The organism is Hahella sp. NBU794 (assembly GCF_050749805.1).
Taxonomy (GTDB): Bacteria; Pseudomonadota; Gammaproteobacteria; order Pseudomonadales; family Oleiphilaceae; genus Hahella.
In genome coordinates, this window is record NZ_CP192738.1 from 3239113 (window position 1) to 3255050 (window position 15938).

Below are 15938 nucleotides of genomic sequence, written 5' to 3' on the forward strand. Positions count from 1 at the left end.
ACCGCATATTTTGACTTGGCGTTATTGCGCTCCTACCTTTAGTTAATCAGGGCCATAGATTTTGCCTGTTACAGGGTGATCTCCGGCTCCGTTTCAATTGCAAAAATCAGATCGCCCGGGATTGGCGCATTACCCTGGTTAGGGGAACCTTCGATGCGTTACAGGCTGTTGTTGTCGATTTTTATGCTTGCCTTGATGACCTCTCCACTACAGGCTGAACCGCGCCTGATCGCTGGCGAAGCGCCATTATTTTGCTATATGGAAAGGGGTAAAGTGCGCGGCGTGGCCTGTGACCTGTTGCGTGAGATGGCGCAGCGAGTGGGGCACTCCGGGGAAATTGAGTTGATGCCTTTCAAGCGGGCGTTGCATGAGACCAAAAATACCCAGGATGCGCTGATGGTTCCGGTGGCCCGCACAGACGAACGAGCGCGGGATTACCAATGGCTGACGGAAATACTGCAGGAAGAGTTTCTGCTGGCGGCCTTGCGTGAAAGTCAGGCGGACATTTCCAATTTCGATGCGGCCAGGAAGTTGAATATCGGCGTATTGATTGGCGGCGCTTCCGCACAGATCATCAAGGCTCAGCATTTGGTTCATGTGCAGGAAGTCTACACGGAAGAGCTGAACGTGCGGAAACTGGCGGCGGGGCGCATAGACGCCTGGCTGGGTTCCTGGAACGTCATGCGGCAGGCGCAGCGGGATCTGGGATATCCTGACGATGCACTACGCCGCGGCGCCGTGGGCATTCGGGTGCGCATTTATCTGGCGGGCTCGCCAGGGTTGGGGCCGTTGGAAGCGGCGAAGTGGCTCACCGCCTTCAAATCCATGCAGGACGACGGCGTGTACGCCCGTATTCTGGAACGCTATCGCTACCAACAGCCCTCGCAGCAGTAAGCTCGCGGCGATCTCACATGTGAGACTGCAGGTAATTCTGCTCGCCCACTTTGTCCATCAGTTCCAGCTGAGTCTCCAGCCAGTCGATGTGTTCTTCCTCATCTTCAAGAATGTCCTGGAACAGGTCCCGGCTCACATAATCCGCATGTTTTTCACAGTAAGCGATGGCGGCGCGCAGGTCTTTGGCGGCGTCCATTTCCAGGCTGAGATCGCAGGACAGCATTTCGCGCACGTTTTCACCGATGCGCAACTTGCCGAGTTTTTGTAGATTGGGCAGGCCTTCCAGAAACAGGATGCGGTTAACCAGATTGTCCGCATGCTTCATTTCATCGATGGACTCTTTGTATTCGTGCTCATTCAGTTCTTCCAGCCCCCAGTTCTTGTACATGCGGGCGTGCAGGAAATATTGATTGATGGCGATTAATTCATTGCCCAAGACAGTATTCAGATGAGTGATGACTTTAGGATCGCTTTTCATCGTCGTAACCTCCCTCCCATTGATCCTCAGGGGATAAAAGTCGACGCCCCTGAGGGATATGTCTCGTTGATCACGGTTTGATCATTATAGGCTAGTTGTCGCCATGCATAAAATGTAACCAGCTGATATATAAACAAAAACAGTGGTATATTTGATTCTCATTCGTGTTATGTTTCTCTTTTGTCGAAATCCGAGTTGGAGAGAGGAGTAAGAGGTTTCAGGGATATGAAGATATGGCTGTTTGTCTGTCAGGTCATGACACTGGCGCATACCTCGCAAGCCGTTGCTGCACCGCCAGCCATGGGCGAACTGACGCTGGATAAACAGGTGACATTGTCTGAGCAGACGATGCTGGATGAACTGACACTGGCAGCAGCGCTGTCCAACCAAAAGACGCGACCATTTAGCGGCGTTGTGGTGATCGCGCAAGGAGAGCGTATTCTGTTCAGCTACGCCCATGGCGCGAGTACGCCAATCACTCTAAACAGCCGCTTCCTTATCGGGTCGTTGAGTAAGCAAATCACCGCCGTTCTGGCGCTGCAGCAGGCGCAAGCCGGAGCGCTCCGATTAAATGCGTCTCCCTCAGACTATGACTTGTCGCTATCTGAACCCTGGTTTAAGCAAGTGCGGGTAGGCGAGTTGCTTAATCATACGTCCGGCGTCACTCGTCTTGGCGCGCCTCTGAAATTTCAGCCCGGCGACGGCTTCGCGTATTCCAATTATGGATATGAGATTGTGGGAGAACTGATTGCGCGGGTCTCCGGGCGTTCTTATCGCGAGTTGGCGACGAAATTGTTTGAGCGTTGCGGCATGACGGAAAGCGTCGTTCCAGAGGCGAATAATGCGACCTATCCAGACAGATTGGCGCAGGGCTATAGCGAGGACGAGCAAGGCGGTTTGGCTGCGGCGGATATAAAAGGCTCTTTTCAGCATGCGCCGTCTTCGGGCGTCGTCTCCACGGCGATGGATTTGGTCCGCTGGAATCAGTGCTTGCATGAAGGCGTCGCTTTGGCGCCGGAGTGGTATGGGAGGATGACGCAAGCGTCAGCCACGCGCAGCCACCGCTGGGGAGAGCTGGGATACGGGTATGGCGTGCAAGTGTCGCGACAGGGTCCGCGTGAATACAGTCATAGCGGTTATGTGCCGGGCTATATCTCAACCTTGTCTTACTTCCCGGAACGCAAAATCAGTTTGATGGTGTTGGAGAATATCTCCTGGTCGATACGGGATATGGGCAGGGTATTTCATCACCATGACCAAGTGCACAGCCTGTTAATGCGGGCGTTGCAAGCGTCTCCAGCTACCGTGGCCACCCAGGAGTGGCAGTAAACCTCGTGCCTGTTTGGTCTCGGACACAAGTGTGAGCTACTCTTTGATTTAAGTGGAAAATTTGTGGATCTGTTGTGTTTAGGGAGGTGAGCGGCGCGAAAGTGGGAATGTAGGGATAGGTATCAGAAAATGTCAGTCAACAGGAGTGATAAGGATGATGTGTCAAATCATGTTAATCGCAGCCGCGCTTATACTGTCCGGGTGTGAGTCCATCGCCAAAAATTATCTGCCCGGTGAGTTGATTCTGCCGGCGAAAAATTCCTCATCCCATCCCTATATCACCGATGAAGGGATGATCGACTTGTCTCAGTTGAACCTGAAAAGCAACAGTAAAACCTATCGCAATCAGGTGATGTCCCAGGCGATCGCGCTATCCGATAGAAAATGCACCCTGCACAAGGCCGGCATTATCTCAAACGCCAACGCCTGGAACGTGGGCACGGGCTCGGCGGCCATGCTGTTTTCCGGAACCGCCTCCGTGCTGTCTCACGCCAAAACCGCCGGCAATCTGGCCGCAGCCGCCACCGCCACGTCCGGCATTCAATCTTTAGTGAACAAAGAAGTCTACGCAGACGCCCTGGGCACGACCATACTGCGCTCCATCGACGTGGCCCGCTCCAAACACAAAGCGGTACTGGAAGCCGGTATGAAAAACACCACCGAGGACTATCCACTGTCCCTGGCCGTCCTGGACATGCAAGCCTACCACGACAGCTGCTCCCTCATGGCGGGCCTGGTGGAAGTCACCAAAGCCTTCGAAAACCGCAGCCCCTCGCGTAATGAGTTGAAAAGGGACATCAATTACCTCGGCGAAAGAATCGCCTCAATCAGGGAAGCGCAGCGCAGCGGCGTCACCCTGACAAAAGACGAACAAGACAGCCTCGACGAATTCACCCGCGTGCTTAAGATGAAGGAACTACAGTATGTCGGGGAGGGGGGGGCTTCTAAGGATTAAGGGCCCTATGTTAGTAAGAATCAAAATGACTATTGGATGGAATTGAAAATGAGCGCCAGACACCACGGCTCTTGCCTATGCGGTGAAGTACGATTTGAGATAGAGGGCGATTTTGAAAGTTTCTATCTCTGCCACTGCGAGCATTGCCGCAAAGACACCGGGTCGGCGCATGCTTCAAACTTATTCTCTACCACGGCGCAATTGGTGTGGCTGAGCGGTGAAGTGCAGGTCAAAACGTTCATGCTGCCAGGAACCCTACACTGCAAAAGCTTTTGTTCACACTGCGGTTCAGCGTTGCCGAATATTCAGATGAATGGCCAACTCCTGGCCGTTCCCGCCGGCAGCCTTGATAGCAAAGTCACGATAAGACCGAATGCGCATATCTTTGTCGAGAGTAGGGCTGAGTGGGATACAGAGTTGGAGAAGGCGCCGATGCTTGAGAGGGGGCCGCAGTGATGACATAAGCTTTAAAAAATAGTTTGCGATAGCATTGTATGTTTTGATTATTTAAAAATTGAAAAGTCTTCTGGTTGAACGCTAGTTGGCGCAACAACTGCATCGCTTAGAGTAACCTTATTGTTTAACAGGGCATTAAGCTGAATGTCGAATGAACTTAAGTTTGGGTGAAGCGCCATAGGCAGGTAAACATTAACGTTCTTTTTTTGGCCAATTCTATATACGCGATCAGTTGCCTGGGCTTCCTTGGCGGGATTCCAGTGACGCTCAAGGTGGATTACATTGTTGGCCCCTACTACAGTCAACCCAACGCCTGCTGCGACTGGAGACATAATTAAGACACGGAATCCTTTCTCTGCTTGAAAGCGGTCTATGATAGCCTTTCTGGTCAGGTCATCTTTGGGTGTCGCTACTGCTTTGGTATCGCCGTTGACGATTGGCGCTTGAATCTTGAACAACGTTGTAATTAATGCACTGGTATAAGCCTGTACGGCTTTCGAAGTGGCGAAAACTAGCACCTTCTCTTGCCGCTTCTCTATGTCTTTTAGGACATCTAGCATTGCTTGTATTTTTATAGAGTTTTCTGCATGTCTCAGAAACTCTTTAGGTGAATTTGATGGAGTGTAGCCTGAGCCAATATCATGATGAATACATGCTATTTTAAGTTTCAGTAAGCTAGGCAGAACTATCCTTCTTTTATCTTCAATTTTGCTGACATGTACGCTGGCAATTACCTCGTCGTAATACTTAAGTTGAGCGCCGCTCATCATGCCGCTTAATGTAGGGAGGTAGCTATCCGTGAGGTCGTTTGGGTCCCCAGAATAGATGGTTTTCTCTGGCATTCCAGGCAGTTTTTCTTCTTTTGTTCTACGCAACATAAAGTCGCCAACTCTATCTCGGAGCGCTTTGCCAATTCTCAATTTCTCATTGTTGATGCAATCCGGATCTGCGGAGGTTATTGGACTTATATATTCTTCCCGAAAAGTCTGCCATGCCCCCAATAACCCTGGAACTGCAGTGTCCATAAGGCACCAAAAGTCCTTCAAAGTATTTTCCACCGGAGTGCCAGTAGCTAATAGTTTAAAATCCGCCTTTAGTCCTTTGGCAGCCCTAGTAGCCAGAGCATTTGGGTTTTTTATGTTTTGAGCTTCGTCAAAGACAATTGCGCTCCAGTCTACTCTGCTCAATGAAAACTGATAGTCACGCAGTGTTTGGTAAGTCGTAAGAACAAGGCGACGAGGCATGTCCAGGCGATCTGATCCGTATAGTCCTCCCACTTTTAGGGAATAACGAATCTGTTCATAGTCTTCAATAATGTCTTTGTCTTCAAATACTTGCTGTGTCTCGCGACTAGCTCCTTTTATCTTAAAGCGCGATAACTCGCTCCCAGATTGAAGTATAACGATGTCACTAAATGGTGATTTTATGAAGGTGTCATTTACCTCCGCCTGCCAGTTTTCCAAGAGGCTCAATGGCGCTACGATCAACACCGGCTTATCGTATTTCCCTTCAGGCTTTTGGCGCCGAAGCCATTCTGAAATAGCAACTAGAGCCATATACGTCTTGCCTAGGCCCATGTCATCAGCCAGCAAAGCTCCTTTAGGCGCATCATGCTCTATGGCAATATCCATATGAGCAAGTAGCCATTTAATGCCTTCACTTTGATGTGGATAAGGAGAGCGCTTCAAGTTGTCGGTTGCGAAGCTCTGGATCGTTGCGTTGATGCCGCCAAGAGGAATATTGCTTACAAACTCTTCTTTTTCATCGTTGCTGTCAATTGATACAACGGCTTGCTCTTTTACCGATGTATCTGATTCTTTTTCATCTGTCAGTGCGGGAGGAGCTTTATCCAAATCGCCGCTGGCTAGGGCTTCTCGTATGCGCTCTATTGTCTGACTGACATTTTCTGTATCTGATATATCAAATTTTTTATCGGCGTACTCAATGAGCTCTGCGCCACCATTTTTTGCATCTGAGATGAGTTCATTAAGCTCCGCTAAATTGTCCTCAGAGACCACCAGGTCTTTTATCCTTTCAAATGGTTCTGGTATTGATTTATCTACGGCAAACCAATCAATACCAGACTTCTCAACATCACCGAAGTAACGGTGTGAAAACCTCTCTGCGCCATGCACGCGCAATGAAAAGCCAGTATCCAGGTCGATAAGGGCTGCATTAAGGTAAGCTGTCGGGGATCTTAGAAATGTGGCGACTTGCTCTTTCGGAATATGCCTGCTTGTTAGAATTTCACGGGCGGCTTCAAGTCTTTTGCTATCCAGTAATACAAACCTATTTTTGATTCGCAATATACAGTGATCGCCGTTCGTTGGTAGCTGGTCCAAGCGGGTCTTGATATCGTCTATAGCGATGTCCGCCCCGAATGTTGGTGTTAGGGATAAGTCTCCGTTAGGAAGCTCATCTACAGCAATACCAATGGAAGTTGGAAGTGAGATCTCTAACTTATTGAAGTGCGCTAAATTAAGCGGAACGCCAGCTTTTTTTGCTAACTGCAGCTGAAATATAAGCCAGTTATTTTCATATTCGTTCCTACTATCTGCAGGAAGTTCAGCATGTTTTTTTAGCGCGCTTAAAGCTTGCCATTCCGGAGGTGATAGCCGGTAGAGTTCTTCGTCAGCAAATTTCAAAAATGGGCCAAACAGTGCAATGTCGGTTATTACACAGCCATCAGGAAGCTCAGCATCCATAGACACATGAAACGCGGCTTGTCCCGTATTTCCTTCTATTCTGCATCGATACAAGCCCGGGTAAGGTCGCGGCAATTGAAAGAGCTCACAGAAGTCATCATCAAGCTCGGCGACAAACTGTGCTGGAATCGTATAGCCGTTAGCATTATTCCTTGCTACTCCTTCTTCATGCAGCCCTTTAAGGTAGGCGTATTGAATGCCAAACATTGGGTTATTGACGGCTTGGTTTTCGATATCTGTGAGGACATGGTGACTTATTATGAAGTCCAGCCCTTCATCAAGATCCACTTTCCAGGTGATGTCGGCATTTTTACCAGAAGTTATAAGCTTGCTGATGAATTCCCGAATACTCATTTAATCGCTACCAAACTTTTCTTTATAAGCACGATAAGACTCTGATCGTATTACTTTGGCTGCTCTAATTAAGACACCATTACTCTTCATAAATTGAAGTACACTGTTTTGCCAAATTAAGTCTCGATGTGTCTGACTTAGGCAACCGTTGAGTCCGTAAGCTCTGTGAAAGCGTTCCATTTCGCCATTTCGTAATTGTTCGTCAGTGACCTCATCAATATTATAGTTAGGCAAACGGCTTTCAGGAGCTAATTTGTTGAAAATCTTAATAGGAAAGCTGTGGCTACCTTCAACTAAATAGACTTTGTTTTTTATATTTAGGTAAATCATTGAAGTTCTAGAGGAACGAACTCTCGCATATGCTGGAAGGTCTTCCTTCTTATACCGCTGCTTTAAATATCGTGTAGCGTAAGTACTCAAAAATAAACGAGACTCGACTATAACGCCTTCTTCCAGTAAACCTTCCATGAATTTTTTACGGGGCGCGAACATGCGCTCCATATCCCTTTCCCCACTGTCTCTGGCGCTTTGTTCTAGGATGCTAAGAAACAGTTTGAGGTCGAAACGGCTCAGCCACCCCCGCATTAATGCAACTCTTTCTTCACCCAGTAACGACCACCATCGTTGATAGTTTTCTGCGCTTTTCGGTACGCGTGGATCTCCGGCAATCGCTAATATGGCATTGCGCCAATCGGTATGAATTACACTTCCTTTGGAGCGGTCAATGATGATCTCCAAAACGCCATGTCCAACTAGCCGATTTTCGTCCAAGGGAGTCGTGAAAACTTCCTTTTTACAGATTTCAGACAGGATTGAATGGCTTTGGTTGATTGGTAGGGTTTCCAGGGTTCGAAGATAGTATTGGCAGCGAGCCAGGGTGAGGTATCGACTTTCACCAAGTCCTGTGAGAGAGAGGCGCTTAAAAAGAACATCAAGGTCGATAGCTTCCTTTTGTGCTTTTTCTGCTAGCTTAGCAGGCCCTTTTTCGGAGAATACGAGAGAGGAGGCGCTTGCATAGGTGGATAGTCCTCCTTGTTTGCCTGTGCTGATAGTTCTGAGTTGGTCTTGTATTAGCGTAATCAGTGCTCTTAGGTCGGGAGGGGAAGCTAGATTATCGAAACGAAAAAAGAAAGCTCGGATTAACTGCATTAGAGAAAGTCGGCTCATTGGATTTTTTATTTCTCCCATGCGCTTAATTATTATCTCTGTTAGCATAATTGCCGTATGTTTTTCAGCTGGGACCGAGAGAATATATGTCAGTGCTCGGATTTCGATGGGCTCATTTATATTGGCTAAGAGAGCTGACTCACCCTGGTTGGCGGCCCGTCCTAATCTGCTGCAAGTATCTTGGAATCTCGTCGAGCCTTTCCCCGCGCTGCCCGCTATATCCGTCAGCTTTTTCTCTGCTTCACGGATGCCATTAAAAGCCTTGTCTGACCAGTCGGGTAAAGTAAATTCAATAAATCTTAGTTTAAGCGTCACTTTAGAGCCTGCTTAACTGCTTGATAATCCTCAAGCGCAGGACGGCGGACAGTAAAACGAATGTCTATGCGCCTGTTTTTCTGTTGAGACTCAGTTTCCTCAAGTAATCCAGCAGGACAAACTTCAGTGTTCATTACATCCGGATCGACGTTGGTGCAGGGGACTGGACGAGTATCTGCGTAACCACTGACGGAGAAGAGTGTTTTTCCCATATGGTTTCTCAGTAGCTCAAGTCGCTCGTTTTCTTCCAACATGGTATTCCAGTAGTTCCAGACGGATATCGCCCTAAAGGTCGATAACCCCCAGTTGCCTTTAATTGATGAGTTTCGATAAGGAACTTTATCGGTGTGCCCTTCAACAAAAATAGTATCCAAATACTGCCAACGACTGTCTTTACTGATTGTATGGAACAGGACTTTGCCAATCTCCAGCGCAATATCTTGATGTAGCTGGTCCTTGGGGATATCGAAGCGACCTTGGCGAAATGTCAGAACATCCTCGGGAATTCTCAGAACAGTGTCGTTGTCGCTGATTCTGACTGGAATATTCTTTTCGTTTAGTTCTTGCTCAATCTCCCTGAGAATATCTTTTCTGACTTGCTCCGCTTTAGCGATCTCTTTTATAGCGTCGTCCCATTGTTCACTCTTTTGAGTAAGCTCGAGAATCAAAGCAACCGCCGCCAGAACAAAGATCACTAATAAACCGGCCATGATGTCAGAGAAAGAAATCCAGTAAGGGTTTTCTTCATCTACTTGAGCGTTGGGGTATCGCTTGCTAACTGTTCTCATCCGTGACTTCCAGTGCGAATGCTAACTTTACTGTCTACCTCATCCACCACTTCACTGAGTGTACGAACGGCATCCGTCATGACTCCTAGATAGCTGTTTGTTTGCTCATTCCAGACGCTTAAGCGCTCTGAGGTTTGTGCTTGTACACGGTCGGCATAGTCAGCTAGCAATTCAGCAATCTGTTTTTCTAGGTCTTCAATATGAGCTTTTAGTGAGGTCGCCAAACGATCAAAGTGTGAGCCAACAATGGACATACCTTGGCTTGCTGTTTGTGCCGCCTTGTCCAAGTTGATGGCGGTGTCTTCCATCTGCATATTTGTAAGTTGGAGCTTGTCAGAAAGGTCTTTATAAGCCTGAAGGAGGGCTTGAGACTGTTCGGAAATGGATGCTGAAAGGGACACTGCATTCTGTATTTTGTCTGTCATAGCGTCAGTAGCGCTTTTGATATTTACGGAAAGTAGCCCTAGCTGATTTGATGAGGCTTTCATATCTGCTCCAGCTTGGAGAATCCCCTGTGTGGATTCTCTATGACTTTTAGAGAGATCTTTGAAATCCTCAAGTAAGGTCGATAATGCGCTTTGCAAAGACGCGTGTTGTTGCTCCTGGCGCGCCAATAGTTTCTCCACAGATTCAGTTAAAGCGACCTGACTGCTGTTAAAGCTACCTAGCTGGTCATGTAAAATTCTTTGTCTGGCGATTTCTCTCTTCTGTTGCTCTTCAACTTGTTGGCCCAAGGTTGCTTGAACGCCTTCGAGCATTTGAGCACTTTGCTGTGAGAGATTTCGCATCTGTTCTTCCATTGAAACAAGAAAGCCGCCGAATTCTTGTTGCAGTTGCTGTTGGCGAGAAGCATCAAGTTCTCTCTGTTGGGATAGTTGATGTGTCAACTGCGCTTCTATATCAGCGGTTACTGTTGCGCTTTGAGTGATAAGGCTTTTGACTTGCTGCTCAAGATTATTAGTGAACTGGCTCAGACCTTGAGTCATGCCGCCAGAAGCGTTAGATATTTCTTGCGCAGCCTGCTCCATCATGGCCCTTTGGCTTTCTCCAGCGGAACCAATACCAGTAAGAAATCGCTCTAGCAGGGATTCAAGCGCCTTCTCCGACCCAGAGTGCGCGCTATCAACCAATTTAGAAATTGCTGGGGCAAGAATGCTGTTTAAGCTTTGTGCAACGCTTGCACTGATAGCCCCTGATGCTTCCCGCATCGCTTCTTGCATTTTGTGCCCAATCTTTTCGTCCAGCTCAGCTAGCTTTTCCAAGCTTTGTCGAGAAGAGTCCTCAATGTTAGAGAGACTTTGTTCCGCTGTAATGCGAGGATATAAATAATCAACTTCATTTTGAAATTGGCTTATTTTCCCCCGAATGTTCCGCTCAAGGAGCTTTTCGTAAATATTAAAAATCACACTGGTTAACACGCCCCACACGGATGTCATGAAGGCGATAGATGCCCCTCCAATAAGTCCGGCTATCCCTGTTTTTAGCTCGTTGAAGTCTTCTGACGTAACATTAAGTTCAGCCAACCCCATCTGGAGACCGGCAAAGGTTCCAATTACACCAATGGCCGTTAGAAAACCTGGTACCGCTGCAATTAGCCGGTTTTCCGTTAAGCCACTTGCCAGCGTATGAGTATTGAAAAAGTGGGCTGCATCTAATGTATTGCACAAACGCCGCTTCTGAGGGATGTGAACAAGAGATTCGTCAAACTCACGCCAGAGCTTACCGTACTTAGTACTTTTCAGCGCATGATTGAGGATCTCGCGCTGTTTTTCGAGTAGTTCTTCTGGATCTAAACCAGCAAGTAATTTCGTATAAAACTGAAGGCGCCGAATAGCTCTGTCATAATTTATTAGGGACCAAACTCCCAGAGTTAGAGCAATGATAATTAATGCCAAAACTACCAGTGCGCTTAAGCCCTCTGGTGAAGTTATGTCCCATTGCAGAATTCTTCCAAATTCTGGCCATAAATTTCCTAAACTGTACTCAGTATTTTTCATACAGTCCCTCGCACGTGAGTCACTTGCTTACACTGAGATAAAGTAAAGTCTGTGAATCGCTTCACGCCCAATGAATTTGAAAGAAGAAGTGTAAAACTTTGTGATAGGTCGTAGGGAGGGGGGAGCTATTTGAAGCCTGTAATCGGAGTAAAACTAGCTTTCAATCAAAAGTCGGATCTTTAAATTTCTTAAAAAGAACAGACAGCTGGCCACTCTCCATCAAACGATCCATCTCCCTGTCCCATATCTCTGCGAATTTTCGTCCTTCGTCGTCGTATCTGAATCCGAGGTAGAATTTTGCGCCTGGGATGACGTCTTTCTGGATGACGACGCGGTGGGCCAGGCGGGTGTCGATGACGGCGTCGACGAGGCGTTCTTCGTAGTCGAGGATGTAGTCGATGCGTCTGAGGTCGAGCATTTTCAGGGCGGCGTCTATGTCGACGAATTCGTGGACCTGGACGGGAACGGTCAGGATGCCGCTTTGGTCGAATCCAGAGTTGGGTTCCCAGGAAACGCGTTGTCCTCTCAATTGCTCCTGGCCGATCCAGTGATCTATTTTGCCCTTGAGATGAGCTACGGAGAGGCTGCCCACATAGATGTGCCAGCGAGGCAGGTAGATGTCCCGCATGCCTTTGTAAGCGCCGGGAAAGGCGTCGAAGTTGAGTTTTGCGGTTTGTACGTTGGCCTGGCATCGTTTGGGAGGCATATAACTCACTTCCACAGAGACGCCGTTGTCCTCGTAAATAAGCTTCCACAGTTCGTGATATAACCCCGTGCCATCCGGGTTGGTGTAGCCCTCCCAGATGGGGGTGCAGATGCGAATGGTGGAGTCGGCGGCGAAGGCGGGTCGCCATAAGCTGCATGCCAGCAGGATGACGAAGGCGCAGAGTCCGCGCAAGGGTGTAATGGATCGCATGAGAGGCATGGACGTACTCGATTTGCGCGCTCTAACAAACGCCGAAAATATCGGACAAACTGGGTTCGGTAGAAGTATAGCAGTCGGTCGCTTGAGGAAGGCTACGACGTTGAAATTGGCGCCAGAGAAAGTGTGATTGAGAAAACGTGACAGAGAAAGGGCGGACAAAAAAACGCCCCCGACAGGCGAGTGCGGAAGGGCCCGGTCGGGGACGAAGGGTTAAATCGGTCAGTCGCGTCGTCTTTCGGTTAAGCCGGCGAGGTAGTTCATGACGAAGTGGGCGGCGACTTCTGCGGTGTTGGAGGCGTCGTCCAGGGGCGGGCTGACTTCCACAATATCCAGCCCGATGGTTTTGGTTTTGCGGGCGATTTCATAGAGCGCGTCGGCCACCTCGTACGCCATCAGGCCGCAGCCGTTAGGGACGCTGGTGCCCTGGGCGAAGGCGCGGTCGAGGCAGTCGATGTCCACGGACACGTATACGCCGTCGGTATCGCGGGAGGCGTGGGCGATGGCTTCCTCCAGCGTGTTACGCCAGCCGTCGCGGCGTATCTCATAGGGCGTGCGCACCATGACGCCGGCCTGTTCCGCCCGCTCCATATATTCCCGCGAATAAATCGGCGCGTTGACGCCCAGCTGTACGCTGCTGGCGTGGCTGTACACGTCTTGCACCGTATACATCCAATGCCCCGAATGCTCCTGACCTTTCACCGGGGGACGGGAGTCGAAATGGGCGTCAAACACGATCAGACCGAAACGCTGACCGCCGGAACGTTTAAGAAGTCCGCGCAGTATCGGATCAGTGACGGAATGATCGCCGCCCAGGAATACCGGCATGGTCGAAGGCGGCAGGGCTGTGACGGCTTCTTCGATGCGGGAATAGGTCTGGTGAATGTCATTGCTGACGGGCACCGGCGCGCCGCGACGAAAACGCAGGGACGAAAGGTCCGCGCGCTTGTCCGTGCAATAAAGACTGAAACCGTTCAGCGCCTCCAAAATGGCTGCGGGTCCGAATCGGGTTCCGGGTCGATGGCTCACGGCGAAATCGAAAGGAATCTCCACAAAGGTGATCAAGTCTGAACCGAAGTCGGCGCCGGCGGCGTCCTCTACATCCTTGACCCAGGCCTCGGACACCCATTTCAGCGACTGATCGTTGACAACTCTCTCGTACATGGCGGCTTCCTCATCACACCGGTTGCGTTGTTTGCGTTTTCACCATGGCCCCCTTGCGCGTCAGCTCCACGTGGCCAATGCCGACCGCCTGTTTGGCCCTTTCCACCACTGCGTCGTCGCCGTGTTTGGCGCGCCAGCGTTCGTATTCTTCAACCTTGCGGTTCATGGCGGACAGGTCGCGGCCTTGCCATTGGCGCTCCCGCACCAGACAAAAGCCGTTTTGATCCGGCGTGCGGATTTTTTCCGCATAGGCGGAGCTCCATACATTTTCCAGCGAATCCTGACGCAAATGGCCGACCAATCGGGATAGACCGTTGCAGTCGTACACTTCGCCAAACAGATTCACGAACAGGCCGCAGTTAACCTGCCGGCAGCGATATCCGCCGCCCATGGGACGACTGGGGGAATAGATCAGCCCGTATTCCTCTTCGTCGATTTTGCGCATCATCTCAATCAGGTCATTGGCGCGCTCTTTCTCCAACAACAGGGATTTATGATCCGCCATGCCTTCGGGGATCAGCGTCATGATGTAGCTGTGCACGTTGTTATCCCGGCACCAGCGAAACAGGTCCGCCACATCGTTCAGATCATGGAACTTGGGCGTCGTCACCACATCAATGGCGAGGCGGGTAGGTATTGATTTGTTAAAGCCTCGCTCCAGCAACAGACCCATGGCGCTGCGTGCTTTGTCCCCATAGCCGCGTACGCCCACCATGCGATCCTGCACGGCGGTGTCGATGTTGTTGTACTTGAGGAAAACGGATGCGCCCAGTTCATAGAGGCGATCCGCTCCAGCGGCGTCCAGATGATAGCCGCTGGTGAACAGCACGGTGGTCATGCCCAGACTATGAATGTATTCGACGATCTCCCAGAAGCCGGGATCGATCATCGGCTCGCCGGCGCCGGGAAACTCCACTGTTGTGGCGCCGAGGCGGCGCGCCTGCAGAATAATGTCCTTGCGCTCCTCCGTGCTCAGCTCTATCCGGTCCGGCACATCGCTGTAGCGGTCTGGAGTGCGGTCGCAATAGAAACACTTCAGCTTGCACTCGCCGGTCATATCAATGTCCAGGTGCAACAGACGATTCTCCGCCTGAGCCCGGCGAATCGTTTCCTGGCAGTAATCCGTACCCACCGCCCACAGATTCTCCAGCCGGCTCTGCGCAGCCTGGATATGCGGGAGGGATTTGCGGTCTACATCGGGGGAGAGACGCAGACTCGGAAGATTATCAGTCCGCTCTTCGGCGGCGTCGATCAGATGTACGTTCAACAGCGTTGAGTGATTCTTATCCATGACTGAATTCCTTTTTGATCCGTTTGCGTTACCGCTATTCCATGAGGCGTATCCCTTTCGTCTTCACCGCCGTGAGCCTTAGGTGGGCTTTGGCGGCTGTGGATTTAGTAGGCGTTCTGAGTGGGTTCTTGCAGTGTCCCTGAGGACTCGTCCAGTTCCTTTTTCGCTTTGTTTTTCTGGGACGAGGACTGGGCGTTTTTTTCTTTTATTGTGATGAGGCAGACGGCGACGATGATGACGCCGATACCGACCATATTGACGACGGTCAGGCGTTCTCCCACCAGCGCGTAAGCGACCAGCCCGGCCACCAGAGGATCGAACATGCCGATGATAGTGGCGGGTAGGGCGTCTACGTGACGCAATCCGTACATCAACAGCCAGTACGGAATGATGGTGGCGATAATCGCGATGAACGCGATGTAGAGGACAACGTCCCCGGAGTAATCAATGGTATGAACGGTGAGCGTGGGCAGCGCAGCGAGCCACAGCAGGGAGCTGACCAGAAACGCATAGAGCGTTACCGTGCTGGCGCCGACGCCCCGTTGCTTACAGGCGTTGCCGAGCATATTGAAGATGGCGAACGCCAGACCGCAGGCCAACCCCACCAGCACTCCCGCGTTGAGGGAGAACAACTCCGCTTCGCCGCCGGTGAGCAGGAAGCAGCCCGCCACGCTCAAAGCGACGATGCCTGCGTCGCGGAGGTCAACGCGGCGTGAGGCGAAAGCGACGCTGATCAACAGCACGAAAAATGGCGCGGTGTATTCCAGAGTGATGGCCGCCGCCACGCTGATCATGCTGATGGCGTAGTAAAAAGTGATGTTCACGGCGGTGAAAGCCAGGCCGGTGGCGATCAGCAGGGGAATCGCCGATTTGCTGACCCGAAAGGTGGCGGGCTGCGTCAGCAGCATGGCCAGCGAAAATACTGCGCAGGCGACCAGCGAACGCACCGCCGTTAGATCCAGAGGCGAGATATTCGCATGGAACAGTACTTTGGCGAGAGCGCCGGCGACGCCGAACAAAATCGCCGCGACGGTGATCGCGGTAATGCCGAGAGCAAAAGGGTGATTTCGCCACATATCGAGTTCCTTCCGTTGCAATCCATGTTTCTGGCAGCGATATACGG

At 50.4% G+C, this 15938-nt stretch carries 13 protein-coding genes; 4 read left to right on the forward strand and 9 right to left on the reverse strand.

Going from position 1 to position 15938, the window contains the following annotated elements; translation table 11 throughout:
• The first annotated feature begins 153 nt into the window (after positions 1–153).
• Complete coding sequence (locus ACQYWX_RS14415; protein ID WP_431689289.1) at positions 154–894, forward strand: substrate-binding periplasmic protein; 741 nt, start codon at positions 154–156, stop codon at positions 892–894.
• A 13-nt stretch (positions 895–907) separates the two neighbouring features.
• Here ACQYWX_RS14415 and bfr read toward each other — a convergent pair whose 3' ends face one another.
• Entirely contained in the window at positions 908–1372 is a 465-nt protein-coding gene (bfr, locus tag ACQYWX_RS14420) for a bacterioferritin (protein ID WP_431689290.1), read from the reverse strand.
• 225 nt (positions 1373–1597) lie between these two features.
• Here bfr and ACQYWX_RS14425 point away from each other — a divergent pair, with 225 nt between their 5' ends.
• The 3 genes from ACQYWX_RS14425 to ACQYWX_RS14435 all read left to right on the forward strand — a co-directional run bounded on the left by ACQYWX_RS14425 (position 1598) and on the right by ACQYWX_RS14435 (position 4112).
• Positions 1598–2701: a serine hydrolase domain-containing protein gene (locus ACQYWX_RS14425; RefSeq protein ID WP_431689291.1), complete on the forward strand. Its 1104-nt coding sequence runs from the start codon at positions 1598–1600 to the stop codon at positions 2699–2701.
• Between the two features lie 169 nt (positions 2702–2870).
• Positions 2871–3656 carry a hypothetical protein gene (locus ACQYWX_RS14430; protein WP_431689292.1) on the forward strand — a complete coding sequence of 262 codons (786 nt, stop codon included), beginning with the start codon at positions 2871–2873 and terminating at the stop codon, positions 3654–3656.
• A 48-nt stretch (positions 3657–3704) separates the two neighbouring features.
• A complete protein-coding gene (locus tag ACQYWX_RS14435; RefSeq protein ID WP_431689293.1) occupies positions 3705–4112 on the forward strand; it encodes a GFA family protein in 408 nt (135 codons plus the stop codon).
• 47 nt (positions 4113–4159) lie between these two features.
• Here the strand turns inward: ACQYWX_RS14435 and ACQYWX_RS14440 are convergent, their stop codons facing one another.
• The 8 genes from ACQYWX_RS14440 to ACQYWX_RS14475 all read right to left on the reverse strand — a co-directional run bounded on the left by ACQYWX_RS14440 (position 4160) and on the right by ACQYWX_RS14475 (position 15891).
• Positions 4160–7171, reverse strand: a complete 3012-nt coding sequence (locus ACQYWX_RS14440) for a DEAD/DEAH box helicase (RefSeq protein WP_431689294.1) — start codon at positions 7169–7171, stop codon at positions 4160–4162.
• Positions 7172–8653 carry an EH signature domain-containing protein gene (locus ACQYWX_RS14445; RefSeq protein ID WP_431689295.1) on the reverse strand — a complete coding sequence of 494 codons (1482 nt, stop codon included), beginning with the start codon at positions 8651–8653 and terminating at the stop codon, positions 7172–7174.
• Positions 8650–9441 carry an OmpA/MotB family protein gene (locus ACQYWX_RS14450; RefSeq protein ID WP_431689296.1) on the reverse strand — a complete coding sequence of 264 codons (792 nt, stop codon included), beginning with the start codon at positions 9439–9441 and terminating at the stop codon, positions 8650–8652. Before ACQYWX_RS14450 ends, ACQYWX_RS14445 begins: the two co-directional genes overlap by 4 nt.
• The gene (zorA, locus tag ACQYWX_RS14455; RefSeq protein ID WP_431689297.1) at positions 9438–11438 is read right to left on the reverse strand and encodes an anti-phage ZorAB system protein ZorA; all 2001 of its coding nucleotides are present in this window, start codon (positions 11436–11438) and stop codon (positions 9438–9440) included. The genes ACQYWX_RS14450 and zorA overlap by 4 nt, the downstream gene beginning before the upstream one ends.
• 160 nt (positions 11439–11598) lie before the next feature.
• Positions 11599–12363: a substrate-binding periplasmic protein gene (locus tag ACQYWX_RS14460; protein WP_431689298.1), complete on the reverse strand. Its 765-nt coding sequence runs from the start codon at positions 12361–12363 to the stop codon at positions 11599–11601.
• A gap of 219 nt (positions 12364–12582) precedes the next feature.
• Entirely contained in the window at positions 12583–13524 is a 942-nt protein-coding gene (locus tag ACQYWX_RS14465) for an agmatinase family protein (RefSeq protein WP_216736249.1), read from the reverse strand.
• 13 nt (positions 13525–13537) lie between these two features.
• Positions 13538–14815, reverse strand: a complete 1278-nt coding sequence (locus ACQYWX_RS14470) for a radical SAM/SPASM domain-containing protein (RefSeq protein ID WP_431689299.1) — start codon at positions 14813–14815, stop codon at positions 13538–13540.
• A gap of 104 nt (positions 14816–14919) precedes the next feature.
• The gene (locus ACQYWX_RS14475) at positions 14920–15891 is read right to left on the reverse strand and encodes an EamA family transporter (protein ID WP_431689300.1); all 972 of its coding nucleotides are present in this window, start codon (positions 15889–15891) and stop codon (positions 14920–14922) included.
• Between the last annotated feature and the right edge of the window lie 47 nt (positions 15892–15938).